Below are 25,594 nucleotides of genomic sequence, written 5' to 3'. Positions count from 1 at the left end.
TCATCCCACGGGGGCTCTCGTGCCGCGTCGCGTGAGACGCGCACGCTGCACAGCCGCTGGACCGAATCTCAGGACCGCCTGATCCACTGCCTGCTCTGCCTGCTCCCACCCACAGCGGGGCTCGTCGAGTGCTGGCTGGGTGTAGGTGTCGTCCTTCGAGGCCAGCTTCTCCACCCGCACCCCCACCCGTCTGATACGAGCGCGGGACAGGTGCAGCTTGCGCCACAACCGCATGGCCTCGGAGTGGATGTCGCCCGTCAGGTCCGTGGGGGCCTTCAACGTGCCCGTGCGGGTGATCGTGGTGAAGTCCGCGAACCGTACCGACAACGTCACCACCCTGCCCACCATCGCCTGTGCCCGCATCCGGGAGGCCGTGCGCGCCGCCATCCTCAGGATCTCGGTGGCCACCACCTCTTCATCGTCGGTGTCACGCCCGAAGGTCTCCTGGGAACCGATGCTGCGCTCGGCCGGTTCGCGGGCCAGCACCGACCGTTCGTCCTGCCCCCACGCCAGGTCGAACAACAACCCGCCCTGCCCCTCCCCCATCGCCCGCTGCAGTGTGGTGCGGGGCGTGTTCGCAATGTCGCGCACCGTCATGAGCCCCAGCCGGTGCAGCTTCTCGGCCGTCACCTCCCCCACACCCCAGATGGCGTCGACGGGCAGTGGATGCAGGAAGGAGATCACGTCGTCGGGGTGCACCACCTTCAGACCATCGGGCTTGGCCGCCTTGGAGGCGAGCTTGGCGATGAACTTGCTGGGACCGATGCCCACCGAGCAGGCGATGCCCTGCTCATCCATCACCTGCGCCCGCACGCCCTCCGCGACGGCGGCGGCGTCCCCGCCGAGCCGTCGCAGGGCGCTCGTGAGGTCGATGAAGGCCTCGTCGATGGAGGCCATCTCCACCCGGTCAGTCAGCGTGTCAAACACCTCCGCCACCGCCTTGGACACCTCGGTGTAGTGGTCGAAGTCGGGGTGCACCACCGCCACCTGCGGGCACAGCCGCCGCGCCCGGGTGGACGGCATGCCAGCCGTGATGCCGTAGACCCGGGCCGGGTAGTTGGCCGACAGGACCACCCCGCGGGCGGAGCCCCCCACAAACATGGGGATGTGGGCGAGCGAGGCGTCGCGGGCCATCTCCACGGAGGCGTAGAACGCGTCCATGTCCACGTGCAGGATCGTCTTCATGTGTCTCATCTTCCTGAGCTTCCGGGGCTGGAGTGCCACAGCTTGCGTGGTGCCTCTGCGGCCCCTGTCCCTGATGGTTTGATGTCGGCGTAGGGCGACTGTTCGAACCCGCTGGCGTGCACGATCACACGGCGGCGCCCCATACCGCCCGCCCGTGTGTGCTCCTGGGGGTCCGGCGGCGGCTCGAAGCCCTCCGGCACGGGCTCCGCCGGCTTGTCACCGACTCCCCCAACCCTGCGGTGTGAGGCTCGGGCGTCGCGGCGTTCCTGCTCACCCTTCTCCCCCCAATCGTCGGGAATCCACTCTCCGACCGGTCCGAAGCCAATGGGCTCAGCATCGACGATCTCCCGCACGGCGGCCAGCGCCTCCTCGCCGTTGGCGCCGACGTCCAGTGCCCCGCGCCACGCGTCGTAGAGCAACCCGAGATCCCAGGCACCTGTGGCGCGGATGGAGAGACCACGTGGACCAGTGCGCCTGATGGTGCCGCGCACCATCAGCATCCAACTGTTGAACACCGTCGACGCGTACGGCCCCTGCGCATCCTCGAAGAACGTCGCGTCGGTGGGTCCCGTGGAGTCGTCGAGGGTGAGGAACACCACGCGCCGACCTGAGCGCACCGGCGGGGTCTGCGTGGCCACCTTCACCCCGCAGACGAACACCTCTGAGCGGTTGCGCTGCTGCATGAGGCGCTGCGAACTGGTGGCGCCGAACGCGCGAAGGAACGGCAGGTATCGCTCCATGATGTGCTGGCTGGCGTCAAGCCCCAGGATCTCCAGCTCGGAGTGCAGCCGCTGGTCGTCATCCATCTCCGGCAGCCCCGTGGCCACCACGTCGGAGACCTCGTCGCCCTCCGTGAAGTCGAACGCCCCCTGCACCGCCAGGTCCACGGGGACGCGGGTCTTCTGGCTCTGTGCGCGGGCAAGCGTCCCCGGGTCCTCCGTGCCCTGGAGGACCATGCGACGGCGGCCACCGGCACGCGACCGCGCGCGGTCGTCGTAGCGGCGCATGCGGTGCAGGTCCGCCAGCGCCAGCAGCAGGTCGCGGCGGGTGACCTGGTCGCGGCGTGCGACGGCGGCGTGGCGGCCAATGCCGTACACCTTGTCGAACGCACCCGCCAGGATGAGTCGCTCCACCACGGGGTACTCCACAGCAGCACGCGACCAGAAGTCGCTCAGCGACGCGTAGGGCTGCCCTGCGACGATGCGTCCGATCTCCGCCTCGCCCATGCCTTTCACGTCCGCCAGGGACAACCGGATGCCCCACCCGGAGATGACGGGTAGTCCGTTGACGGCCACCGGCACACCGGTGTGTGCCCCGTCGGCGATGGTGTCCGTGGTGGTTGCGGTGGGCTTCCCCACCCCCGCAACCTGCGACACCCTGCTGCCCGGTGGCCCCGTGGCCGCACTGTCGCCGGTGGATCGCCACGCCGGTGGCAGGGCGGTGGCATCCAGGTCGAGTGCCTTCTCCTCCCCGTCCAGCCGCTCCACGTGGTAGGTGCCGCCGCTGTGGTTGACGTCCAGACCCAGCACCTGGACGCCCATGCGCCTGGCCTCCTCCAGCAGCAACCGCTTGGGGTACATGCCCGGGTCGTGGGTGAGGATTCCCGAGATGAAGTGCGCCGGATAGTGCCGTTTCAGCCACGCCGACTGGTAGGTGGGCAGGGCGAACGCTGCCGCGTGGGCCTTGCAGAACCCGAAGGAGGCGAAGGCCACCAGGATGTGCCACAACTGCTCGATGACCACCTCCTCATATCCCCGCTCGCGGGCACGCGGCCACAGCCACTGCCTGACCTCCTCCTGGCCCTCCTTGTCCCCCAGTGCGCGACGCACCTCGTCGCCCTGGGCCAGGGAGCAGCCGGTGGCGATGGAGATCAACATGATGACCTGCTCGTGGAACACCACCACCCCGCCCGTCTGCTCGAGGGCCGGGATGAAGCTCGCATGGAGATACTCCGGCTTCCGCCAGCCCTGCCGCGCCTCCAGGAAGGGGGTCACCATGTCCGACTTCACGGGACCGGGCCGGAACAAGGAGATGTCGATGATGATGTCGTGGAAGGTTTCAGGCCCGAACTTGCCCACCAGTTCTCGCTGGCCGGGCGACTCGATCTGGAAGCAGCCGAGCGTGGCCCGGTGGGCGATCATGTCGTAGGTGGCCGGGTCGTCGAACGGGGCCAGCGCGTCGATGTCCGGGGTGGGTCCCGGCGGCTGCGTGCGGTCGATCTCGGCCAGGGCGTGTGCCATCGACGACTGCATCCGGATGCCCAGCACATCCAGCTTCAGGAAGCCGAGGTCCTCCACGTCGTCCTTGTCGAACTGGCTCATGGGGAACCCGCCGTGGCTGGCCTCCATGGGGGTGCGCTGCCCCAGCGAGGAGTCGCTGAGCAGCACGCCGCAGGGATGCAGCGCGATGTGACGGGGCAACCCGTCGAGGGATTCCACCAGGGTGAACAGCACCTCCAGCCGCTGCTCCCCCAGGCCGGCGGCCCGCAGTTCCGGCAGGTCGCGCAGTGCCGCCTTCGCATCGCGGGCCCGGACGTGCGGGAACGCCTTGGCCATGGCGTCCACCTCGGCGGGCGGCAGGCTGAGGGCCGCGCCCACGTCGCGGACTGCGTGGCGCACCCGATAGGTCTCCAGCATGGCCACGCACGAGACCCGCTGGCCGCCGAACGTCTCCAGTACCTTCTCGTAGATCTCGGTGCGGCGGTGGGACTCGACGTCCAGGTCGATGTCCGGCAGTGCCTGCCGCAGCGGGGAGAGGAATCTCTCCATGAGCAGGCCGTGGGCCATGGGGTCGACGCCGGAGACGCCGAGCGCGTAGTTGACGAGGCTGCCGGCCCCCGAGCCCCGGGCGGCGCAACGGATGCCGAGGTCGCGGATGAGCTGGACCACGTCGGCCACCGTCAGGAAGTAGGACTCGAACCCCAACTTCCCGATGACGGCCAACTCGTCCTCGAGGCGGTCCGAGACGTCGCGGCCCAGCGCGGGGAACCGGGCGGCCAGACCGGCTTCGCAGCGGGCGCGCAGCACCCCCGGCGCCTGGTCGGTGGTGGTGCCGAGCGTCTCGAACTCCGGCAGACGGATCTCCCCCAGCCCGATGTCGGCGATGGGGTCCAGCACGCATTCCATCGCCAGCTCCCGGGTGCGGTGCAGCAGCGCGTCGGGGTCCTCCCCGGCCAGGAGCGCCGCCTCCTGCGCAGCGAAGGCCATGGCGGCGGCCGGCTTGAGGTGACCTTCGGCGTTGCGGCGGTCGATGTTGCGCAGATCCAGCGGGACCAGTCGGCGGGTGGCGTCGAGGACGTCGACGGTGGCCGCCTGTTCACGGCGCGCCATCCGCACCATGTTGGTGAGTACGGAGCGCACCCCCGCCCCCGATGCCAGCCGCAGGATGCCCGCGGCATGGTGGGCCGATGTGGCGCCCCGGCCCCCGACATGGTGGTTGGTGACCGCCAGCACCACCTGGCTGCCCAGCGCGTCGCGCCATGTGGACAGACGCCGGCGCGCATCGTCGAAGCGATTCTCAGCCAGCAGGTTGCCGACGTCGGAGTCGGCGCCCAGCGTGACCACCACGTCGCGGCCGGCGCAGTGCCGGAACACCAGTTCGGGTGTGACCACCGGGTCCCCGCGGTCCCCGCTGAGGTGGGCGTCGGTGATGAGTGCGCAGAGCGTGGCCCAGCCGGCCCGCGAAGTGGCCGTCACCACCACGCGGGGCAGACGGAGGTCGCGCAGCTGTCCCCCCTTGGCGGCCGTCGGGCGACGCGTCTGCGGCCTGCCGTCACCCACGGCGAGGTCGACCCCGATGATGGGTGCGATGCCCGACTTCAGACATGCCTTGGCGAACCGCACCGCCCCGTACAAACCGTTGCGATCCGTCAGTGCCAGGGTGTCCATGCCGAAGTCCGCCGCCGCAGCCACCAGGGCTCGGGGATGGGACGCGCCGTACTGGAACGAGTACCCGGAAGCCACCCGCAGGTGGCTGAACTGGTCGGTCACGAAACAACCCTCCGGACACGCGTCCGGCGGCTGATGTCGGTGAGGAAGCGTTCGAGGTCCCGCACCAGGTCGTCGGCCTCGCGTTCGCCGACGATGGCCCGCTCACCCGCTGCCACCACCTTCACCCGTGTGGAGAGGTATCCGAAGAAGGCCGCCCATTCGGCCAGGTGCGGGGCGCGACGCGCCAGCAGCTCCCAGACGTCGTGGCGTCCCCGCACCCGCCCCGGTGTACCCGAGATCACCACGAGCGCCAACTGCTCGGCGGCTCGATGTGCGGCCATGTAGCGGTCAGCTGGGTGCTCGATGCAGCCGATGGTGGCCAACTCCTGGGCCTCCATCATTCGAGAGGTTGCGGAGGCCATCAGTCGCACACCGCCTGGAGCACCCAGTCGTCGCGGCCCACGGAGCGGGCCAGTTCGTAGACGCCCCGCTGCATGCCGTTGCCGGCCTCGACGCGCCATACCTCCATTTCCTCCAGCAGGTCCGCTGCAGGGGGGCGCCCGGTGTCGACGGCTGCGCCCGTGGTGGCCGCATCGCCACGGGCTGCGGAGACCCGCGGGGACTCCCACCAGGCCGTCGATCTGCTCCACCTGCCCTGGACCTCCTTGACCAGCAGCAACCGGTTGCGCCAGATGAACTGCTGGGGACGGTCGCTGAACAGGACGCAAATGGGTTCGTCATAACTACGCATGGGGGCCTTCCGGGTTCGTTGCCATTCGTGAGAACTGCGTTCGATCCTTCGAGACGCTCGCCTGTCACTCTTCGAAGCGGCATCCTTTCCCATGCTCGCTCCTCAGGACGGCGCCCCTGAAACGCTCGTTCCGGCGCCCAAGAGCACCGGGACGGAGTCCCCGGAGGAGGCTTTGGGCCCCGGCGCAGGGGTCGAGGCCACGCCGGGGCCCAAAGCGGCCCTCCGTGCATCGGCGGTGGTTCGGAGCCTCTTCCCAAGGCTTCATTCGAACAACTGTTCGATACGACAACCACTATAAGCCCGGCCCCTGACAGTCCGTCAAGGTCCCCGCGAGTCGCGTGGCCGGGCAGCACCCGGGTGTTCCAATTCCGGTGCGACGATGAGCGCGAACCAGTCGGTCACACGCCGTGGGCGCGGACACCACAGCGGCCTCAGAGGGTCAGGCTGGTGACGACATCGACCACGAGATAGGCGATGGTCACAACGCCAACACCGAGCCCCACCCATGCGGCCCAGCGGAACGATCCGGCGTGGATCGGGGGAAGAGTGCCCTGGCCGCTGCGCTGGGCACGCACCCAGACCGTGAACCCGGTGAGCATCGCAGACAACAGCGCGTAGGCGAAAGCCAGCACCATCGCCCCCACCCATGTCTGGGCACGACCCATGGAATGGGTCAGGAACAGGAGCGCGAAGGCGAGGAGAAAGCACCACGCGAAGACAGTTGCGCGTCCGCTGAGCAGCGTGAGGAGCGCGGGGTGCACGACGGCCACCTGCCCACGCTGTTTCGGTGGAACGAGAGCCTCGCGGACCACCACGGCCCCGCGTATGGCCCATCCGACGGACACCGCCACGAGGAGCACAGCCACGACGACGGCCCACACGATCTGACCGACCACGAACAACCTCCACGCCTGCGAACCGTTTCAGCGGGAAGTCGGATCCCCCGCCGCGGTCACCACACAGAATACGGGACCGCTGCACCGTTGGCTGACGCACATTGCCACGAGTCGGGCCTCAGAGCACCCGCCCGACGTATGGTGAGCCAACTCGGTTTCCTCGACAACGCCAGGAGCAGCCATGAAGCGTCATCCCCGTGTCCTTGCAGCGGCGCTTGCCGTTGCACTCGCCTCGGCGCTCTGGCCGGTGTCCACGGCAGCCGCTGACGTCGCGCCCGTCAAGCGTGTGTCCTGTCCCAGCGTGGCCGAGATCAACAAGTTCCGCCCAGCCGCTTCCACTGAACCCCTCCTGGCGAGCCTCGAGGCAACTCCCACCACCTGCAGCTACGGGGTAAAGGGACTCCCCGACATCCCCTTGGGGTTGATATTCTTCGTCTCCCCCGACTTCTCGAGTCCCAAAGAGGTCGAGGACAGCATCCGGGCAGTCTACGAAAGTAATTCCATCGGTTACGAATTCACGCCGCAACCGCTTCCGGCGCTCGGCAGCGGGGCGTTCGCGTGGGCCGATGCGAGCATCTTCACCGATGTCAATTGGCAGTTCTCCCCCGGCGCCGTAGCAAGAATGGACCTCGGCCTCACATGGCTGAGCAAAGCAACAGTGCCGGTCGCCAAACTGTTTCGGCCGATGATGGAGGTCTACACCATCCCCGGGGAACGCACCGTCAACGGCCGCCAGTGGCGCACCACCTGCGAGAGCTACTCCGCCACCGCACGATGCCGCACCGACATCTTCGCCACGGTCATCAAGAAGACACCCACTGGCTTCGAAACCGTCAAGGGATGGGCCTTCAACTCCCTCACCTACCGCTGGTCCGACCGCGCCCTGTGGAAGACCAACCCCCTGGGCCGCACCGGGAAATGGACCAGCGCCGAGGGCCGTCAGTGGCGCACCGAGTGCGACACACCCAACACAGGCCGTGGTGCCTGCCGCAGCTACATCCTGACGACGGTCATCGACCACAAGGGCGGCAAGTACACCCAGGACAACCTCTGGGTGTTCAACAACCAGGTCCTGTTCAACTGAAAAGTCGGCCAGCAACCGGCCACCTCCAGACCCACATGGGCCAGTGGGTGACCCGCCAGCCCCAGCCTCACGCCTTGAGGATGGTGCGCAACCAGTCGAGGATGGTGGTGAGGCTCTCGGGGTCCAGGTGCGTGTCGGGATCGTTGTACCCGTTCCCCGGGGACGCCGCGACCTCGGCGGGCGTCCGGGTGTCCTCCTTGAACACGTGGTTGGCGTTGGCCGGGAACGCGAAGGTGACGTTCGGCATCCCGGCTGCGGCTCGTTGGAGCGGGTCGCCGTCGGCGTGCATGTCCACCTGCACGTCCCTCCCACCGATCAGGACCAGCGCCGGGATCTCCAACCGCACGAGTGCTTCCTTCGCGGATTCACTCCACAGTTCGCGCGCAAACGGCAGGTTCATCGGTGTCTCGAAGCTGGACAGCACCATCCGGACGCTCTCCGGCAGCGTGGGGTCGGGATCCATCGGCTGCCCTGCCGTGTAGCGGGCGACGGCCTCCTCCACCCTCGGCATCATGGCGGCACCGCCCGGCACCTGGGCTGCCTGCAGCGCCAACTGGGACACCAGCAACTCGCTGATGGGACGCCCCGGCGGAGCGGCGAGGACGACACCGGCAAACGGCACGTCCTGATCACTGGTCGCGTAGTGGAGCACGTGCAGCGTGCCCTCGCTGTTGCCGAGCCCCACGATCCTGGTGGCGTCCACGAAATCCTGCCCCGCAAGGACCCGGACGGCGGCGGCCAGTTCGTCCAGGTGGGACTGCATGCTCATCCTGCCGCTCAACCGGGGGAGGTTGTCCATGACATGCGGGCCCGAGGCCCGTTTGTCGTAGCGCAGGGAGGCGATACCGGCCCGGGCGAACGCCTCGGCGAAGAGCCGCGCGCTGCCCTGGGTGCCGGGCAGCATGGGCGAACACCAATCCCTGTCCGTCGGCCCGCTCCCGGCGACGAGGACCACGGCCGGGAACGGTCCCTCCCCCTCCGGGCGCGCGAGCGTGCCCTCCATCGCCATGCCATCCAGCTGCCACGAAACATCGACGGAATTCACCATGCACCCATTGAATACCCTGGGCATGTGTCGGGGAGTCAGATGCCCTGAGGCCCTGTCACACCTTCAGTGGACTGCGTCCTTCAGTCGACAACGGCAGCCGTTGCCGCTGCTATCAGGCGCAGGTTGTGCGGTAGCGCGCCGTCGGCAGCCGGGGTGGTCATCGTCAGGATGACAGTGTCGAGTGCCGGGTTGTTGACGAACTTGGTGCTGAAGTACCCCTGCCAGCTGTAGGCGCCCGGCCCTCCCAGATAGTGCATCGATCCGGGTGCCGCGTTGACCCCCTGCTGGATGTCGAGCATGTAGCCCCACTTGTTCTGGGTGAGCTGCCAGTTGTCCAGGTCACCGATCTGGTTGCTGGTCATCAGCCCCACGGCGGCGGGGCTGAGTATCCGCTCTCCGCCGAACTCGCCCTTGTTGAGCAGCATCTGGGCGAACTTGAAGTAGTCGTGGGTGGTGCCGTGCAGACCCGCGGCACCGCTGAAGTAGGTGTGGTGTGGACTGTGGGCACCCTCCGGGCCCAGGGTCAACGGCCCCACCTGCACGTTGTGGGTCTGCTTCTCGTCACGTCCGGGCCAGTACACCTCGGCCAACCTGGACCGGTGCTCGTCGGGTAGGAAGAACCACGTCTCGTCCATCCCCAGCGGTTGCAGGATGTGGGCGCGCTGATAATCGTCGTAGTTGCTCCCGGACACCACCTCCACGAGGCGGCACAGGGTGTCGACGCTGCTGTTGGAGTAGTCGAACATCTCGCCCGGGTCCGCGATCAGAGGCACCGTGGCGACCGCTCTGATGTTCTCCTCGAGGGTGAGGTCCGGGGCATTCATGTCATCACGGACGCCCGCCTCGGCATACAGCGCCGGCACCACGCCGTAGGCGGGGTGCGTGAAGGCACCGTCCCACCAGGTGTTCGTCATACCGGCCGTCATGCTGAGCAGGTGGTGGATGGTGATCTCGCGGCTCGCGTTCCGGAGTTCGTAAGTGCCGTCCGGGGCGCAGACCGCCACCTGCGGCGTGGCGAACTCGGGCAGGTACGCCGATATGGGGTCCGCCAGGCTGATCAGCCCACGTTCCCACAACTGGAGGACGGCGACGGCCGCCGGGACCTTGGACATCGACGCCAGCCGGAAAATGGCGTCGGTGGTCATCTCGACGCCATCATCCGCCTTGCCCGCGGCGGCGAAGTGGCAGATCTGGCCGTGGCGCGCCACCAACACGACGTTGCCCTGGTAGGCATTGCTCTCGATGTGGCGTGCGACCAGTTCGTCCAGGCGGCGGAGTTGCTGACTGGACATGCCCACCGATTCAGGGCTGACGATCTCGGGGCTGCTGTGGCTCATCATTGACCTTGGGTCCTTTTCGTCGACTGTCCAGGGCTGACCGTGACAGGCGTTGCGGTCCTGTCATCGGCGACTTCCCGTCTCCGGTTCGCGGGCGGCGAAGCGGACCGGGCCCCGTGCCTCCGAACTCCCCGTCGTGGACGGGAGGGGCTCGGAAGGCACGGGGCGGTGGTGCGTGTGATCTCAGGGTTGAGTGAGACCGAAAACAGTGTCCTCCTGGTCCGGGATGATGGATCCGTTGGCTCTGCGCACGGGACCCGGATTGCCCGCGGCGTCCGTGAAGGCCGTGGTGGAGCAGGGGTAGGTCCCCTCCATCTTCGGCAACGGCTCAATGAACATCGGGTTGACGGCCCAGCGCTTGTCGGCGTTGTCGTAGGCGCGACACATCAGTTCTGCCTTGTTGCGGTTGAGCACGACGTGCACACCCTTGGCATCCAGCACCATCGAGACATCCGTGGTGGCATCGCCGCCCGCCAGGACGGGTCTCAGCGATGTCGGCATCGGACGGAGTGCGCGGGCGCCCTTGACACCCAGGATGGTCTGATTGATGAAACAACGCTTCCCATCGATGTAGGGCATGATCGCATCCGAGCCGTCCGGCAGACCCCCACATCCCTTGAGGTGACCGGTGAGTTTGCCGTTGCGAACCACCTGGCTGATGCCGATGGTGTGGGCGGAATCAACTCCCACACCGGGCCCCCAGACGTCGGCGAACTCCTTCGGCGAGGCGGAAACGATCCACGGCTCGATGCCTGCGCGCTTCAGCGTGCGGATCAGGTCGTTCATCTCCGGGTAGTAGCGAATCCACGCCGTTTCCGTGCTGGAACCCACCTCCTGCGTCGCCCCGATGGGGGCACTCAGCGCGGCGTCCCTTGCCTCGGCGGCGATGGCGCGCAGTTGTGCAGGCGTGTAGCCCTGCATGATCTGGCCGACCCACGCGTACATGGCCTGCATGTAGCGCTGGTTCTCGCCGTAGAACACTGCTTTGCCGTCGGTGGTCTTCTGTGTCTTGCGCACCGACAGGATCTCGTCGGCGCACCGGAGGTTGGTGCTGGTGGGCAACGGTTTGCCGGGTTTGGCCAGGCTGCCGCAGGCCCGGCGCAACGCCACCGCACCCTGGACCGTCATGTAGCGGCTGGTGTTGTGCCAGTTGCGTCCGGGCGGCTGCAGGATCTTGTCGTTGCGGAGAGCCCAGAAGATGGTCTGGTCGGAGATGTCGTTCTTGATGACGGTGTTGTCCCAGTCAAAGACGGCGTACGGGCGAACCTGCGGCGGGTTCCCGGCCTTCCAACTGCAACGGCCGTACTTGTCGATGGCGTCCTGGATCAGTCGAGCGTTGTCACCGGACCAGTTGGCGGCCAGTTCAAGCTGCGGACAGCGCTTCTTGTCGGATGTGTTGAGGTCCCCCGCAGGGGACGCGACGGTTCCGGATGGCGTCGCCGTCACAGAGGGTGGGGTGTTCGAGACGGTGTCGGTAGGAGGTGAGGCGAAGGTGGGGGTGCCGGAGACGCCGGCAAGGACGAGGGCGAGGCCGAGTGCGGCCAGCCCCCGAGTCCGATGTGGTGCGACCATTGTGTTGCTCCCTGGGGGTAGCGGTGCGGTTGCGGGAAGAGGGTGCCATACCCTCGGTCGAGAAGTCCCGGACAGGCAATGGGATCGCCCGTCCAGCAGTCGAACATGTCGAGATGTGCAGTGCCGAGGTGGTCTATCCGTTCCATTCCTTGACCGCGGCCACCCCCAGATCGGGGTTGTCGGTGAAGAACTGGTCCATCCCGGCGTCGAGGAACACCTGGATCTCACCGACCAGATCACCCGGATCGGCAGGGTTGTCACTGCTGCGGAACTCGAGCGGCAGGAAGTTGTTCTCTCGCCGGAAGGTCCAGCCGACCACCACCAGCCCCGCGCGATGTGCATCCCGAATCACGCGAGTGGGTGTACCCAGGCTGCCGTCGGCCTGCCTGGGGATCATGACGTCCTTGCAGAATGACACCTGGTCCGCGTACAGGCTGATGGCTTTCAGCCCCTTGGCGGTGGACATCTTGGCGTAGGTGAGGGGGATGCCGTTGGCGGTCGCGTCGTAGGGGCCGCCCTGACAGTCGACCAGCTGCACGAGACGCACCCGGGTCATCCAGCTGAGCCGCACGAGATTGCTCACTTCGAAGCTCTGGATCACGACGGGGTCGCGATGACTCGTCAGACCGAACTTCTTCAACATCGCCACGGTCTTTCGTTCCATGTCGAAGCCCTGGTGACGGAAGTAGGTGGAGTGCTTGATTTCAGGAATGACGCCGAGGCGTTTTCCTGAGCACGCTTTGGTCTTCACCGCGAGTTTCAACACCTCCTCGAACGTGGGCACCTGGTACAGGCCGTTGTAGGCGGTGTTGTCGGGGCGAAGTTCCGGGAGCCGTTCAACGGCGCGCAGGGTTTTCAGCTCTGCGAGCGTGAAGTCTTCCGCGAACCAACCTGTCACCGGCTTCCCGTCGAGCTGCTTGGTGGTCTTGCGGTTGGCGAACTCGGGCCGGGACGACACGTCGGTGGTACCACCGATTTCCGGTTCGTGACGGTCCACGAGGATCCCGTCCCTGGTGACCACCAGGTCAGGTTCGATGTAATCGGCGCACTGCTTGATGGCGAGCTGGTAGGCCGCAATCGTGTGTTCGGGACGGTATCCGGACGCGCCACGGTGGGCGATCACGACGGGGAGGGTTGCTTGGTCGTGGTGCTTCGGATCGGGACCGTGCGCCACGCTGGGGGTGGCACTCGTGACGGCGAGCACCAGGGCAGCGACAACCGCTGCAGCAGATTTTGGGATGGATCTCATGCCAGTGTCTCCTCTCTGAGACCGGCGCCCACCTCAGGGGGGAACAGGGAGGAGTGCGCCGCAGGACTGTTCGCCATACTAGATCGGGAGGGCGATCAGGATGGTCAGAAATGAATTCTCATGGCTGGCGGCCTGGGGCGCGCAACGGTTCGGCCTCGTCCACACCGGCGTGGGACAACACCGCGTGGGAGCCATCGGCTGGCTGCCGCGCATTCAACGGTGGGTTGCCACGGTGGCCGGCCCGTGGGGGCGAGTTCTGGCTCCGGGAGCGCCACGAACCACTCCCCTCAGCTACACGCTGCAGGCCATCACGGCGGGGCAGCCCACGTCGCCCATCAGGGGCGGGATCGAGACCTCACAGAGCAGAGGATTCACCGACGGGTCGAGCGTCACAGGGATAGGCTGACATCAGTTGCGTCAGGGCCTGTGGGAGTCCGTGGCAGGCCCTTTTCCTGAACAGAGGAGCCCGCCGTGAGCATCGATGAGAGGCATGCCGACGAACGCGTCGACGAGAAAGTCGCCCGTCAGGTGGCGGAGGCCGCCCGGGAGCAGGGGTGGGAACGTCCCAGCTTCGCCAAGGGCCTCTACATGGGCAGGTTCGACTGGGACCTGGTCCACCCCCACCCACAGCAGGATCCGGACGCCGCAGCCAGGGGCGCAGAATTCTTGATCACACTGCGCGACGCCATGGCCCACATTGACGCCTCCACCATCGAGCGTGACGCCCGTGTCCCCGACGAGGTCATCCGGGTGCTGCGCGACGTGGGTGCCTTCGGCATGAAGATCCCGCGCGAATACGGCGGTCTGGGCCTGGATCTGGCCGACTACGGACGGGCTCTGGTGCTGGTGGGGTCGGTGAACCCCAGCCTGGGCGCACTCCTGTCGGCGCACCAGTCGATTGGTGTTCCCGAGCCCGTGAAGATGTTCGGCACCGCGGAGCAGAAGCGCGCCTATCTCCCGCGCTGCGCAGCAGGTGCCATTTCGGCGTTCCTGCTCACCGAGAACGACGTCGGCTCGGATCCGGCACGTCTCGGGACGACAGCTTCCCTGTCCGAGGACGGGAAGAGCTACCGGATCAACGGGGCCAAGCTGTGGACCACCAACGGTGTGGTGGCGGAGTTGCTGGTCGTGATGGCTACGGTCCCACCCCACACGCTGCCCGACGGGACGGCAGCCCGCGGTGGGATCAGCGCGTTCGTGGTGGAAGCAGATTCCGACGGGATCATCGTGGAGCACCGCAACGCCTTCATGGGGCTCCGCGGAATCGAGAACGGCGTCACGCGCTTCCGCGAGGTGGTCGTCCCCGTCGAGAACCGCCTGGGCAGGGAGGGTGCCGGACTGAAGATCGCGCTCAGCACCCTCAACACCGGACGCCTGTCGATTCCGGCGTTGTGCGTCGGCGCCGGCAAGTGGTCGTTGAAGATCGCGCGCGAATGGTCCAGCGTCCGGGTCCAGTGGGGCAAGCCCGTCGGGGAGCACGAGGCAGTCGGCAAGAAGATTTCCTACATCGCGGCGAGCACGTTTGCCATGGAGTCCGTCTTCGAGCTCTCCGCCGCCCTGGCCGACTCCGGCATGAAGGACGTGCGCATCGAGGCCGCCCTCGCCAAGCTGTTCTGCTCGGAGGTCGCCAGCAGGATCGCCGACGAGCTGCTGCAGATCCGTGGGGGTCGCGGCTACGAGACCGCCTCGTCGCAACGGGCACGCGGCGAACGTGGCGTCCCCGTCGAACAGTTGGTGCGGGATCTGCGCATCAATCGCATCTTCGAGGGCTCCACCGAGATCATGCACCTCCTCATCGCCCGGGAGGCCGTGGACTCCCACCTCAAAGCGGCCGGGGACCTGGCCAACAAGGACGCCGATCTGTCCGCAAAGGCCAGGGCCGCCATGGGCGCCTCCGGGTTCTACGCCACATGGTTGCCGACCCTGGCCGTTGGCTCCGGCATGTTGCCCAACTCCTTCGCGGACCATGGCCGGATGGCGAAAATCCTGCGCTTCATCGAGCGTTCCTCGCGACGCCTGGCCCGGCACACCTTCGCCGGGATGGCCACGTGGCAGGCGGGCATGGAGACCCACCAGGCGTTCCTGGGCCGGGTGGTGGATGTGGGAGCGGAACTCTTCGCCATGGCGGCCTGCATCTCCCGCGTCGAGCTCATGCGCACTCAGGATCCTGACAACGCGGCATCGGCCGAGCTGCTGGCCCTGGCGTTCTGCGAACAGTCCGAGCATCGCTGCGAAGCCCTGTTCCGGGACCTGTGGGCCAACAGCGACAAAACAGACAGGAAGCTGTCACAGAAGGTGTTGGCCGGGGACTTCACCTGGCTGGAATCCGGGATCATCGACACGTCCGAGGGCACGGGGGCGTGGATCGCGCCATGGTCCACCGAGCCAATGGAGGACCAGCGCCAGCCATACGGTCCGTGATCGCTGCGAGCACCTTGAAGACCCGTGCCGGACGGCCGTCGTCGACGTCTTCTCCGGGCCAGGTACACCCCCCCACCGGTACACGAAGAGGCCAGGTCACCCTGGGCCGAGCTCACGCGTTGTCCACCATCCCGGACTAGAGTCGACGCATGTCGCAACTCGACCACATCGTCATCGCATCCCCGGATCTGGAGGCGCTCGTCGCCGAGTTCCACACCCTCACCGGCGTCCAACCGGTGGCCGGTGGTAGACACGGGGGCCAGGGTACGGCGAACCACCTCGTCGGTCTGGGTGAGGGCCGCTACATCGAGCTCATCGGTCCTGACCCATCCCAGGACGAGCCCGGGCAACCGCGTCCGCTGCGGGTCGACGAGGTCACCGCCACCACGGTGGTGGGGTGGGCGGTGCGGCCGGATGACCTCGACGCGCAGGTCGCCTCGGCCCGCGAGGCCGGCTACGACCCCGGCGAGCCGAATCCCATGGATCGCGCGACCCCCGACGGGCACATCCTCACGTGGCGTCTGACCCCGCCCCGCGGCGGACTCGAGGGCACCATCCCGTTCCTCATCGACTGGCAGGACAGTACACATCCCTCCGTCGGATTGCCCGACGTCACGCTGCTGTCGCTGACGCTCACCCATCCCGCACCCGACGATGTCCGGGCAGCTCTGGGAGCCGTCGACGCCCTCGAGTCGGTGTCGGAGATCCGGAAGGGTGCCGTGTCCCTCTCAGTGGAACTGGAGACGCCTCACGGTCTGGTCCGTATCGGCTGACCGGTCTCGTGGTCGTCCAGACACCGCACGGTCCCCCGCAACCGCAACCGCAGAACCAGGTCACGGTGGAGGACCTGTGTCGTCTGGGCCCACCGCTCGCTCAGCGCAGAAGGATGCTGGTGAGAACCGGTGCGGTGTCGCTGCGCAGCGCAGCGACCAGTGGTTCGGTTCGCGGAACGATCACCTTCGACCCGGGGTTCTCGATCTCCAGCTTCGTTTCGGTGGCGTCTGCACACACTCTTGTTGCCGCTTCCGCCGTGGGGCCCTGGCTGTTCTCCTGGACCACTCGGTTCCGTGACCGTTCACGCCATCCGCCCCCCGGCTGCAGCGGGTCGCAGAGCGTGACTGCCGACTATCCTGATGGCCATGTCCTTGGTGGTGCACGGCGCAACGCTCTCCGGTCTGGCTGCTGGCGCCCGTCTGGCGAAGCTTGGCCACGACGTGGAACTCGTCACCGAAGGCGCCTCCCTGGGAGGACGGTGGGCCGCCACCGAGGGCCCCGGTGGGCACCTCGTCGACGCGCTTCCGCAGCTCGTGTCCCTCCCCGCGACATGGCGCGATGTGTTCAAGAAGTCGGGTGGGCACCTCGTCACCGAGTTGAACCGTGCCGGACTGGCGCTCGTCGAGGCCCCTGCCGTCGAGCATCGATTCCCTGACGGCTCCACGCTGGAACTGCCTGCGGAACGGGGGGCCCAGTTCCATGCCATCTCGCATCGCTTCGGAACCCCGGCTGCCGAGCGGTGGCGCGACCTCATCGATGACCTGGACGCGGTCTGGGCGGCGCGACGGGCGTTCGGCATCGATGGCCCGGGGCTTCCCCTGGAGAGAACTGGCCGCCAGCAACTGTGGCTGGATCGGACGCTGAGCGGCCTGGGTGACCGTCTCGACCATCCGCAACTGTCCGTCCTCGTCACCGACCTCGGCCCCATGCTCGGAACACACTCCCCCTCGGCCCCGGCTCTGCTGGCAGCCACCCACGCCATCGATCGGACCTTTGGCCGCTGGCAGCTTGTCGACGAGGATGGCCGGGGCCAGAGGGCGTCACGGCTCGTGGAGTTGCTGGCGGATCGTGTCATCGAGCGCGGGGTCTCCGTCGTGAACCACAGCGCAACACCCACCTCCATCGACTGCCGCCCCCGCACCACCCGGTCGCTGCTCCGGCCCGCCCCTCGCCGCACTCTTCGACCCGCCATCTCCCACGCACTGCGCGACGACGACGGCATCCTTGCCCTGCGTACCACGGTCGAGCACACCCCCACAGGCCCTGTGACCACCTGGCTGCGTCCCGTGGCGGACGCTCTCATGGCCACCACCCACGACCACCGTCGTGGCACCCCGGACCCCGACTGGGGTCTCGCCCCCGACAGCGGCCGCGCGTGGCTGCGTCGCACACCCATCGTCGGCGATCTTCTCGCCGCCTCAGCCTGCTCACCGGCCGGCAACGAGCCGTGGGCCGAACTCGCCAGCGCCGCACTCGCCGTCTACGAACTGCACGAGCGGTTGACGGGCGAGGACTGCCGCCCCACGAACAGGCACTTCAGGGGCAGTACGCTTGAGCAGAGATCATGACGAACACACCACAGTCCAATCCATGGCAAGGCTTCGCCCGGGACCCACGCAGCCCTGAGGCCTCGGGTCTGCGTGCCTCAGACTTCGACCGCGACCACGCCGCCGACATCCTCGCAGAGGCATACGCCGACGGCCGGCTTCGCGACCCCGAGTATTCCCAGCGACTTGAGCAGGCTCTGCAGGCCACCTATCTCCGCGACTTCATGCCACTCGTCAGTGACCTGGCCCTACCGACGGCCCTGGTGGTCCCGGAGGTGCCGCGCCCCGTCGTGCCATGGTTCAGGACTCCCCTGGTGCGCGCCATCAGTGCATCAGCCGGTGCACTCATCGCCGTCGCGGTCCTGTTGCTGGTCCTGAACGGCGCGGGCAGCGCCATGGTGTGGATGATCTGGCCGTTCATGTTTTTCGTCCTCCCCCAGATCATCGGCAGGGCGAAGCGCGGCAACGAACGATTCCCCGGATCCGGCGGCACCAATGAGCTCCCGAACCCCAACAAGGACGACGACGACAACCGCTGAGCCCTGTTCCATGGTTCCGGAATGCATCCACTGAGCCCATAATGGAATTGTCAGTGATGCCATCTATTCTGTATATATGGAGAAGCAGAGATGTGTTGAAGCAACAACATTGTTGCTGAACGCCGTGACGCAAGAGAAACAGGCACAGGCCGACCAGCTGCGCGCCATTGTTTCGCTCGCCCAGAATTACACCGCCGCCACCGATTCCGTCATCAATGATGAACTCCTCGACGAACTCGTCGAGCAAACAACACCGGGCGGGTCCCCCGGAACTGCACCCATCTCCGAATTCGCCGCCATGGAACTCGGCCCCCTCATGGGATGCAGCCCGGCACGGGCCAAGACCATCATGTTCGAGACCCTGAACCTGTACCACCGCCACCCCAGCCTGTGGGATGCGGTGCAGGACCTGAGCCTGGACGCCCACCGTGCCCGAAAAGCCGCCGGGAAGTTCGGCATCCTCGACCCGGAGACCGCCGACACTGTGGGCCGGGCCTGGGTCACGAAACAGCACCGGTTCTCGTGGCAGGGCGCCATCGACCTGTGCGACACACTGATCATCGCCGCCGACCCCGCCATCGCGGCGGCGCGGGAAGCCCGCCAACTGCAGGACCGCAACGTCCGCCTCTGGGAACCGTATGAGGCCACCGTGAACCTCACCGCCAAACTCGACCTCCTCGACGCGAAATACGTCAACGCCACCATCACACAACTGGCCGGGATCCTCCACGCAAAGCCTGAGTACAGCCGGGACGCAGCCGATGTCCTGCGATCCAAAGCACTGGGCATCATGGCCCACCCCGCCATCGCCCTGGCCATGCTCCAGGCAGCACTCCAGCCCCACACGTTCGGCACCACTCAGTACGAGACGGCCAGCTACCGATCCGAGGGCGGACTGGATGAGGCGCCGGTTGGAGAGGGACTTCCGATTGACCCCGAGACCGGCAGAGTCGCCTCCGACCCCGCCCACTGCACCGGCCACACCTGCGGCACCATCACCATCAACCCCGCCAGGCTCCAGCCCAGAGTGCAGATCTACATCCACCTCCACCCCGACGCAACAGCCGTCATCGAGAACACCGCCACCATCGCCGTGGCAACGCTCCGGGAGTTGCTGGACGGGAAACAGATCCGCGTGACACCCGTCCTGGACCTCAACACCATCCCCCCGGAGCACCAATACCGGCCCTCCCGCCGGCTACGCGAAGCTGCGTGCCTGCTGTTCCCCACAGAGGCATTCCCGTACAGCAACCGCACCAGCCGCGGCCTCGATCTCGATCACACCACCGCCTACCAACAATCCTGCCGGGACCCACAAACCCGGCTGGGGAATCTGGGGCCGTTCAGCCGCCGACTCCACCGCGGCAAAACGGCCGGATTCTGGACATGTATGCAACCCTGCATCGGCCAACTCGTGTGGACCAGCCCACTCGGATTCCGCTACACCCTCGACAACAACGGAACCCGCCGCATCCACTAAACAATTCCAGCAGCATCACGAACAATCCGACTCGTTGATGAGGACACGGGGTATATCGACACGCTCACAACCCACCATCCTGAGCACGATGAATCGCACGGTTCGGGAGTAGTCCCGCACTGGCCGGCTTACGGTTTTCCGTAGCGCGACGGGTCGCCATGAGGCATGATTCCCTCATGGTCATCGCGTCACCGACGTTCGAAGGAAGTCATGCCCAACAATCCAAAACCCAGCGCCTCGTCATTTGTCGTCCCCGCCATTGCTCCCTTTGTTGCCGCGGCCATCGTTCCATGGGCTATTTTTTCGATGATCCCCTTCAGTGACAGGGTGTCGTATGACTACCCTGGGGCGCAGCTGATGGCCGTTGTTCTAGTGCCATTCGTGGGAGTTGGGCTGTGCACGGCAGCGGCGTTCTTGACGGATTCCACAAAGGCCCCGGTGAAACGCGTGTTCCTCGCTTTCGCCAGTGGAGCCGGTGGTGTGGTGACTCTGTGGATGTCAGATCAAATGCTCATCCTTGTACGGCTGGACGTCATCGCGTTTCTCTGGTCCGCATTGCTCGCGGTCTGGGTGGTCGCACTGCTGCGTTCTCTCATGCGGCGTCGTATGAACACGTCGCATGCAGTCCTTCACGAAGGCGATCACCGCCCCACCACCTCTGCTGTGTGACGAGCAGGTGGTCCATCTAGGGCCCAATCGAGACGCCTTGCGGGTGAGAGGGCGGCCTGAATCCTGTCAACAGTGTTCACGCTCTGCCCAGGGAAAGACCGAAGGGAAAGCCGTTCCCGGGCATGCAACCCGGCACATCGCTCAACGTCAGGCACCGGTTCCAGACTGGGTCCAACAATGCGGTCAGAGGACGCTTTTCAGCGGGCTTCTGAATCGTCCTTGGTCGGGGAGGAGACCTTGGCGCGTGGCTTTCGCGCGTGCCACACGATGAGGCCGACGACGGCTGCCACCACCAGGAGTGCGCCGATGTCCGGGATCGCGTCGGCGAAATTCCCGAGTGCCGTCTCCAACCGGAGTTGCTGGCGGGCGTCGAAGATCCCGCCGAGAGCACTGGTGGCGTCGGTGGTGAGGAACAGGACACCGAGCACGATGAACAGCACCCCGGACACCAGACCCCACACCGACGTGGTGACGGGGCCGATCGTCAGCGGGCGGGGGCGCAGCTTCTCCGACAGGGAGGTGCTGTCCCAGACCCAGGCCAGAACGATGAGGGGCACCACCATGCCCGCGCCGAACATCGCCAGCAGCAGGGCGCCGTAGAGCGGCGATCCACCGACAGCAGCCATGGTGAGCACGGCACCGAGCAGCGGCCCGGTGCAGGCACCGGCAAGACCGTAGACGGCTCCGAGCGCGATCACGGCAAAGGGCCCCGTGCCCCCGCCGCTGCGGAAGCCTGGAAGGTTGACGTTGATGCCGAACACCTGCAGCAGACCGAGCGCGATGAGCAGAATGCCACCCCCGAGCGCCAACACACTGCGATGCGTCGCGAGCAGCGCGCCCAGCGATCCGGCGGCCAGCCCCAAGGGCACCAGAGTGATGAGCAGACCCAGGTAGAACAGCCCGGTGCGTCCGAGGAGCCGTGTGCGGGAGGAGCCGAACGCGTAGGCGAAGAAGGACGGCAGGAGCATCGCCGCGCAGGGACTGAGGAGCGCAGCCAGTCCACCGAGGAATGCCCCGGCGAATCCGACGCCCATCAGTCCTGCTTGGCGATCTCGGAGGCGATCACCTGTTCGAAGACCTCCAGGGGCTGTGCACCTGAAATCACCTGGGTGCCGATGAGGAACGTGGGGGTCGACGAGATGCCGAAGCCCTGCGCCTCCGAGCTGTCCGCGTCGATGGCGGCACGGGTTGCAGGGTTTTTGTAGTCGGCCTGGAACTTCTGCATGTCAGGAACGCCGACCTCAGTGGCGATGGAGCCGACGACGTCATCCCCCACCGGCGGGTGTCCCTGGTTCGGCAGCGACGCGTACAGGGCGCCGGCGAATTCCCAGTAGAGGCCCTGTTCCCCGGCGGCCCGGGCGCCTGCTGCGGCGTTGATGGAGTCGTCGCCGAAGATCGCGAGGTCACGGAACTCGATGCGCAGTGTGCCGTCGTCGATGAGCGGCTGCAGCAGCGGCAGGGTGTCCTCGGCGAACACGGAACAAAAGGGGCAGCGGTAATCGGCCCACTCCGTCATCACGATCTGCGCGTCGACGCGCCCCTTGGCCAGCGGGTCCCCGTCCTCGCGGCGGGGGAGGCTGGTGAGGAAGGCGTCCTGCTCGGGATTCACGCTCTCATCGGACGTGGGCGCAGGATCCTGCAGCGGCGCCTCCCCGTCGACGGTGACCGTCACGGTGGCCTGGGGCGCGGCGCTCTGCCCGGGGCCCTGCGTCACGACGGCCAGCAGTCCCACCACGATGATGCTGAGCACCACCACGGCCACCTTGTAGAAACCGGTCATGTCACTCCCGCGGGAACCGCCGTTGCGGCCCTCAGGATGCCGGGGCAGTGGAGTGGACGGGTGGATGGTGGGCTCAGTGGACACTGTGCGGATACCCCCTCAGGTTCCCGTCGAGGCTATGCCGTGCCCCGGGGAAAGTCGAAACACGAAAACGGAGGCGACGAGCGCGCGGTGTGCGACGGCACCCGCGCCGGGGTAGGATCGAATGTCCGTCTCAAGGTGAGGATTGAAACTGTTGACCACTTCGCGCGGCGAACTCCAGCAAGAAATCGCGCTCGAACAGGCACACGTCGACAAGGTGTACGACAATGTGGCCACCGCAACGGCCAGTGCCCGATCCATGGCCCATCAGGGCCAGCAAATGTTCCAAACCGACCGCACCAGCTTCCACCGCGAGGAGGACAGCACTGCGCTCTTCGAGCGTGACGCGTTCGCGTATCAGGCCGCACGCCGACTCGCCGTCCTCGACGCCGAGCACGAGGGCCTCGTCTTCGGGCGCCTCGACCTGACGGGGCCCGAGTCCCGCTACATCGGCCGCATCGGCGTGCGCGACGAGGAGTACGAGCCGCTGGTCATCGACTGGCGCGCCCCCGCCGCGGAGCCGTTCTACCGCGCCACCCAGACCAATCCCATGAACGTCATCCGTCGCCGTGTGCTGCGCTGCCGCGACGACAAGGTCATCGGCCTCGAGGACGACCTGCTCGACTCCTCGGTGGAGACCGACCTGCCCATCCTTGGTGAGGGTGCCCTCATGGCGGCCCTCACCCGTGCGCGCGGGCGCACCATGCGCGACATCGTCTCGACCATCCAGGCGGAGCAGGACGAGGCAATCCGCGCGCCCTACCAGGGCGTCACCATCATCGCCGGCGGCCCCGGCACCGGCAAGACCGTGGTCGCCCTGCACCGCGCCGCGTACCTTCTCTACTCCAACCGGGCACGGCTGGAGCGCGGTGGCGTGCTGGTGGTGGGCCCGTCCAACGTCTTCATGAACTACATCGAGCGGGTCCTGCCCAGCCTCGGTGAGGACGCCGTGACCCTGAAGTCCATCGGCTCCGTGGCCGCCGACGTGCTCGGCATGACCAGCGAACGGGTGGACCGTTCCGCGGCAGCGTCTCTGAAGGGCAGCCTCCGGATGCTGACGCTGCTGCGTCGGCTCATCCGCCGACCCCTCGTCGACGGTCCCGAGCTCCTGCAGGTGCGCGTGACGGTGAAGGGTGAGGTGCTGCGACTGAGAGCACCCGAATTGCACCGCATCCGGGACAACGTCCTGACGCGCACCAAATTGAACAAGGGTCGCGAACAGGCACGCGACATGGTGGTCTCCGCACTGGCCGCCAAGGTCTCCGACGAGGTCGACGTGCCCACCGAAGAGGTGCCCGGCATCATTGCGGAGCAGGCCTCGCTGACCATGTTCATGAACGCCTGGTGGCCCACCCTGGACGCACCCGGTGTGCTCGCACGCCTGGGGGACCCGGCGCTGGTGGCCGACGTGGCACCGGATCTCTCGGACGAGGAGCGCGATGCGCTGGCCGAGTCCTACACGTGGCTGCAGCGCGGCAGCACCACCGACATCACCGGATGGTCAGTGGCTGACATGGCACTGCTCGACGAACTCCTGGACATGCTGGGCCCCGCACCCATCGAGGACGAGCCCGACATCGACGAGCCAGTGTTCATCGACATGGGCGACATCGCGGAGCTGGTCACCACGTCCGATTCCCTGCGGCGCGACCAGGTCATCGACCCGGAGGACGATCCGCAGACCACCTACGCCCACATCCTCGTGGACGAAGGTCAGGACATCACGCCGATGCAGTGGAGGATGCTGCGACGTCGTGGACCCCAGTCGTCGTGGACCATCGTCGGCGACCCCGCCCAGAGCTCCTACCCGGACCAGGCGGAGACCAGCCAGGCCATGAGGGACCTCGTGGGCCGCGCCCCGACTCGCCGGTTCACCCTGAGCACCAACTACCGCTCCCCCGCCGAGGTGTTCAATCTGGCGGCAAAGGTGATCACCAAGGTGTACCCCGATGCCGACCTCCCCACCGCCATCCGCACCACGGGGTTGGAGCCACGGCTGGTCAGTGAACGCCCTGAGGGTGCCGACGCGGCCATCACCGCGGAGATCCTGCAGCTGGCGGGCCAGGTCACCGGCACCGTCGGCGTGATCTGCCCTCCGTCACGGATGCAGTCCGTGCTGCGTCTGACGATGTCGGATGAGCGCCTGGCGCAACTGGAGGACCGCCTCGTGGTGGTCACCCCCCTGCAGGCCAAGGGGCTCGAGTACGACGGCGTCCTGGTGGTCTCTCCGGACGACATCATCGCCGAGTCCCCCGGCGGCGCGAGGGTGCTCTACGTGGCACTCACCCGCGCGACGCAGCGCATGACCGTGCTGGACGTGACCGGGACAGCGGGAGCCTGGAGATCACTTCTGACGTAGCCTGCCAGCGGTTCTGCGTGAAGAACTGCAGGCCGGGCGCGCCTGCCTCCAGCAGCTCGTGACACATGGTTTCGGCCCGCTCCAGGCCGATCCGTCGTACCTCTGCGGGGTTGTCCGCGGCACGGAGCTGCGCCACGAAGTCGGCGGGGAGTTCGCAATCCGCCAGGGCTGCGAAGCGTTCGATCTGGGTGATGACGGTCAACGGCATGATGCCCGGGATGATGGGGATGTCGCAGCCCCGCGAGCGCACGCGATCCACCAGTTCCACCCAGCGGCTCGCCTCGAAGAACAGCTGTGTGATGGCGTACTGCGCCCCGGCGCGGGCCTTCTCCACGACGAGGCGGGCGTCGAGTTCGGGGTCGTTGTCCGGCTGGTGCACGTTGGGGAACGCGGCCACCCCTACGCAGAAGTCGCCGCTGTCGCGGATGAACTCCACCAGTTCGGTCGCCGTCCCCAATCCCTCGGGGTGCTGCTCCCACCGTTGAGCAGGGCCGCCCGGCATGTCGCCGCGGATGGCCAGGATGTTGGTGATGCCGGAGGCACGGTAGGCCTCCAGCGCCTCCGTGGTGTCGCGCCGCGACTGGGCCACACATGTCAGGTGGCCGACGGTGACGTCACCCCGCCGGGCCAGTTCACGGCTGGCGTCGATGGTGCGTTCACGGGTGGATCCGCTGGCGCCGTAGGTGACGGAGACGAAGTCGGGCGCGAAGCGCTCCAGCCTGTCCACCGCGTTGGAGAACCGTGGCTCCTCCTCCGCGGTGCGGGGCGGGAAGAACTCGAAGGACAGCAGCGGCTCGGTGGCGGTTGCCAGCAGGTCGGCGATCGTTGCGGTGGTGGTGGGCTCAGCGGACATGGCCACAACAATAGGGAACGCCACGACGGTCCCATAAGCT

The 25,594-nt window shown here is 67.0% G+C and carries 21 protein-coding genes; 9 read left to right on the top strand and 12 right to left on the bottom strand.

The genetic code is table 11. The annotated features are described in order from the left end of the window. The 5 genes from dinB to EAX62_RS07905 form a co-directional block, all read right to left on the bottom strand. The gene (gene dinB, locus EAX62_RS07925) at positions 1-1,185 is read right to left on the bottom strand and encodes a DNA polymerase IV (RefSeq protein WP_233557867.1); all 1,185 of its coding nucleotides are present in this window, start codon (positions 1,183-1,185) and stop codon (positions 1-3) included. Between the two features lie 5 nt (positions 1,186-1,190). Then, on the bottom strand, positions 1,191-5,174 hold the full coding sequence (locus EAX62_RS07920; protein WP_121901159.1) for a DNA polymerase III subunit alpha: 3,984 nt from the start codon (positions 5,172-5,174) through the stop codon (positions 1,191-1,193). After that, positions 5,171-5,536 (bottom strand): SAV_6107 family HEPN domain-containing protein, encoded by a 366-nt coding sequence (locus EAX62_RS07915; protein WP_147454061.1) that lies wholly within the window; start codon positions 5,534-5,536, stop codon positions 5,171-5,173. Before EAX62_RS07915 ends, EAX62_RS07920 begins: the two co-directional genes overlap by 4 nt. Continuing rightward, positions 5,536-5,865 (bottom strand): DUF6504 family protein, encoded by a 330-nt coding sequence (locus EAX62_RS07910; RefSeq protein WP_121901157.1) that lies wholly within the window; start codon positions 5,863-5,865, stop codon positions 5,536-5,538. The genes EAX62_RS07915 and EAX62_RS07910 overlap by 1 nt, the downstream gene beginning before the upstream one ends. Positions 5,866-6,296: 431 nt before the next feature. Then, entirely contained in the window at positions 6,297-6,761 is a 465-nt protein-coding gene (locus tag EAX62_RS07905; protein ID WP_121901156.1) for a hypothetical protein, read from the bottom strand. 181 nt (positions 6,762-6,942) lie between these two features. Between EAX62_RS07905 and EAX62_RS07900 the strand changes: the two genes are divergently transcribed. Beyond that, complete coding sequence (locus EAX62_RS07900) at positions 6,943-7,845, top strand: hypothetical protein (protein ID WP_121901155.1); 903 nt, start codon at positions 6,943-6,945, stop codon at positions 7,843-7,845. A 67-nt stretch (positions 7,846-7,912) separates the two neighbouring features. Here EAX62_RS07900 and EAX62_RS07895 read toward each other — a convergent pair whose 3' ends face one another. The 4 genes from EAX62_RS07895 to EAX62_RS07880 all read right to left on the bottom strand — a co-directional run bounded on the left by EAX62_RS07895 (position 7,913) and on the right by EAX62_RS07880 (position 13,051). Continuing rightward, positions 7,913-8,893 (bottom strand): alpha/beta fold hydrolase, encoded by a 981-nt coding sequence (locus tag EAX62_RS07895; protein ID WP_121901154.1) that lies wholly within the window; start codon positions 8,891-8,893, stop codon positions 7,913-7,915. A gap of 80 nt (positions 8,894-8,973) precedes the next feature. Continuing rightward, positions 8,974-10,233, bottom strand: a complete 1,260-nt coding sequence (locus tag EAX62_RS07890; protein WP_199711206.1) for a serine hydrolase domain-containing protein — start codon at positions 10,231-10,233, stop codon at positions 8,974-8,976. 180 nt (positions 10,234-10,413) lie between these two features. Next, the gene (locus EAX62_RS07885) at positions 10,414-11,802 is read right to left on the bottom strand and encodes an HAD family hydrolase (RefSeq protein ID WP_199711205.1); all 1,389 of its coding nucleotides are present in this window, start codon (positions 11,800-11,802) and stop codon (positions 10,414-10,416) included. 133 nt (positions 11,803-11,935) lie between these two features. Then, positions 11,936-13,051 (bottom strand): glycerophosphodiester phosphodiesterase, encoded by a 1,116-nt coding sequence (locus EAX62_RS07880; protein ID WP_121901153.1) that lies wholly within the window; start codon positions 13,049-13,051, stop codon positions 11,936-11,938. Between the two features lie 100 nt (positions 13,052-13,151). Between EAX62_RS07880 and EAX62_RS07875 the strand changes: the two genes are divergently transcribed. The 7 genes from EAX62_RS07875 (at position 13,152) to EAX62_RS07840 (ending at position 20,481) form a co-directional block, all read left to right on the top strand. Beyond that, positions 13,152-13,457: a hypothetical protein gene (locus EAX62_RS07875; RefSeq protein ID WP_121901152.1), complete on the top strand. Its 306-nt coding sequence runs from the start codon at positions 13,152-13,154 to the stop codon at positions 13,455-13,457. Between the two features lie 65 nt (positions 13,458-13,522). Continuing rightward, a complete protein-coding gene (locus EAX62_RS07870; protein ID WP_121901151.1) occupies positions 13,523-15,472 on the top strand; it encodes an acyl-CoA dehydrogenase family protein in 1,950 nt (649 codons plus the stop codon). A 149-nt stretch (positions 15,473-15,621) separates the two neighbouring features. After that, positions 15,622-16,245, top strand: a complete 624-nt coding sequence (locus EAX62_RS07865; protein ID WP_121901150.1) for a VOC family protein — start codon at positions 15,622-15,624, stop codon at positions 16,243-16,245. A gap of 366 nt (positions 16,246-16,611) precedes the next feature. Then, positions 16,612-17,814, top strand: a complete 1,203-nt coding sequence (locus EAX62_RS07855) for an NAD(P)-binding protein (RefSeq protein WP_158600588.1) — start codon at positions 16,612-16,614, stop codon at positions 17,812-17,814. Then, positions 17,811-18,332, top strand: a complete 522-nt coding sequence (locus tag EAX62_RS07850) for a DUF1707 SHOCT-like domain-containing protein (protein ID WP_121901147.1) — start codon at positions 17,811-17,813, stop codon at positions 18,330-18,332. The genes EAX62_RS07855 and EAX62_RS07850 overlap by 4 nt, the downstream gene beginning before the upstream one ends. A 76-nt stretch (positions 18,333-18,408) precedes the next feature. Then, positions 18,409-19,812 carry a hypothetical protein gene (locus EAX62_RS07845; RefSeq protein WP_147454060.1) on the top strand — a complete coding sequence of 468 codons (1,404 nt, stop codon included), beginning with the start codon at positions 18,409-18,411 and terminating at the stop codon, positions 19,810-19,812. 210 nt (positions 19,813-20,022) lie between these two features. After that, a complete protein-coding gene (locus EAX62_RS07840) occupies positions 20,023-20,481 on the top strand; it encodes a hypothetical protein (protein WP_121901145.1) in 459 nt (152 codons plus the stop codon). Positions 20,482-20,678: 197 nt separating this feature from the next. Here EAX62_RS07840 and EAX62_RS07835 read toward each other — a convergent pair whose 3' ends face one another. Next, positions 20,679-21,515: a cytochrome c biogenesis CcdA family protein gene (locus tag EAX62_RS07835; protein ID WP_121901144.1), complete on the bottom strand. Its 837-nt coding sequence runs from the start codon at positions 21,513-21,515 to the stop codon at positions 20,679-20,681. Next, complete coding sequence (locus EAX62_RS07830) at positions 21,515-22,345, bottom strand: DsbA family protein (RefSeq protein ID WP_147454059.1); 831 nt, start codon at positions 22,343-22,345, stop codon at positions 21,515-21,517. Before EAX62_RS07830 ends, EAX62_RS07835 begins: the two co-directional genes overlap by 1 nt. Positions 22,346-22,496: 151 nt before the next feature. Here EAX62_RS07830 and EAX62_RS07825 point away from each other — a divergent pair, with 151 nt between their 5' ends. Continuing rightward, the gene (locus tag EAX62_RS07825) at positions 22,497-24,701 is read left to right on the top strand and encodes a HelD family protein (protein WP_121901142.1); all 2,205 of its coding nucleotides are present in this window, start codon (positions 22,497-22,499) and stop codon (positions 24,699-24,701) included. On the opposite strand, the gene EAX62_RS07820 is transcribed toward EAX62_RS07825, so the two are convergent. Further along, a complete protein-coding gene (locus EAX62_RS07820; RefSeq protein WP_121901744.1) occupies positions 24,625-25,554 on the bottom strand; it encodes a methylenetetrahydrofolate reductase in 930 nt (309 codons plus the stop codon). The two genes, EAX62_RS07825 and EAX62_RS07820, sit on opposite strands and share 77 nt — an antisense overlap. Positions 25,555-25,594 lie beyond the last annotated feature (40 nt).

The organism is Tessaracoccus antarcticus, from assembly GCF_003688855.1.
Lineage (GTDB): Bacteria > Actinomycetota > Actinomycetes > Propionibacteriales > Propionibacteriaceae > Arachnia > Arachnia antarctica.
This window is presented reverse-complemented; position numbering and strand designations above follow the sequence as displayed.

Bases quoted from the DNA above. Each gene is read 5' to 3' on its own strand.
- EAX62_RS07820 (WP_121901744.1), bottom strand. From the start codon at position 25,554: ATGTCCGCTGAGCCCACCACCACCGCAACGATCGCCGACCTGCTGGCA.
- EAX62_RS07890 (WP_199711206.1), bottom strand. From the start codon at position 10,233: ATGATGAGCCACAGCAGCCCCGAGATCGTCAGCCCTGAATCGGTGGGC.
- EAX62_RS07915 (WP_147454061.1), bottom strand. From the start codon at position 5,536: ATGGCCTCCGCAACCTCTCGAATGATGGAGGCCCAGGAGTTGGCCACC.
- EAX62_RS07910 (WP_121901157.1), bottom strand. From the start codon at position 5,865: ATGCGTAGTTATGACGAACCCATTTGCGTCCTGTTCAGCGACCGTCCC.
- EAX62_RS07855 (WP_158600588.1), top strand. From the start codon at position 16,612: ATGTCCTTGGTGGTGCACGGCGCAACGCTCTCCGGTCTGGCTGCTGGC.
- EAX62_RS07895 (WP_121901154.1), bottom strand. From the start codon at position 8,893: ATGGTGAATTCCGTCGATGTTTCGTGGCAGCTGGATGGCATGGCGATG.
- EAX62_RS07865 (WP_121901150.1), top strand. From the start codon at position 15,622: ATGTCGCAACTCGACCACATCGTCATCGCATCCCCGGATCTGGAGGCG.
- EAX62_RS07885 (WP_199711205.1), bottom strand. From the start codon at position 11,802: ATGGTCGCACCACATCGGACTCGGGGGCTGGCCGCACTCGGCCTCGCC.
- dinB (WP_233557867.1), bottom strand. From the start codon at position 1,185: ATGAAGACGATCCTGCACGTGGACATGGACGCGTTCTACGCCTCCGTG.
- EAX62_RS07850 (WP_121901147.1), top strand. From the start codon at position 17,811: ATGACGAACACACCACAGTCCAATCCATGGCAAGGCTTCGCCCGGGAC.
- EAX62_RS07880 (WP_121901153.1), bottom strand. From the start codon at position 13,051: ATGAGATCCATCCCAAAATCTGCTGCAGCGGTTGTCGCTGCCCTGGTG.
- EAX62_RS07900 (WP_121901155.1), top strand. From the start codon at position 6,943: ATGAAGCGTCATCCCCGTGTCCTTGCAGCGGCGCTTGCCGTTGCACTC.
- EAX62_RS07835 (WP_121901144.1), bottom strand. From the start codon at position 21,515: ATGGGCGTCGGATTCGCCGGGGCATTCCTCGGTGGACTGGCTGCGCTC.
- EAX62_RS07840 (WP_121901145.1), top strand. From the start codon at position 20,023: ATGCCCAACAATCCAAAACCCAGCGCCTCGTCATTTGTCGTCCCCGCC.
- EAX62_RS07875 (WP_121901152.1), top strand. From the start codon at position 13,152: ATGGTCAGAAATGAATTCTCATGGCTGGCGGCCTGGGGCGCGCAACGG.
- EAX62_RS07845 (WP_147454060.1), top strand. From the start codon at position 18,409: ATGGAGAAGCAGAGATGTGTTGAAGCAACAACATTGTTGCTGAACGCC.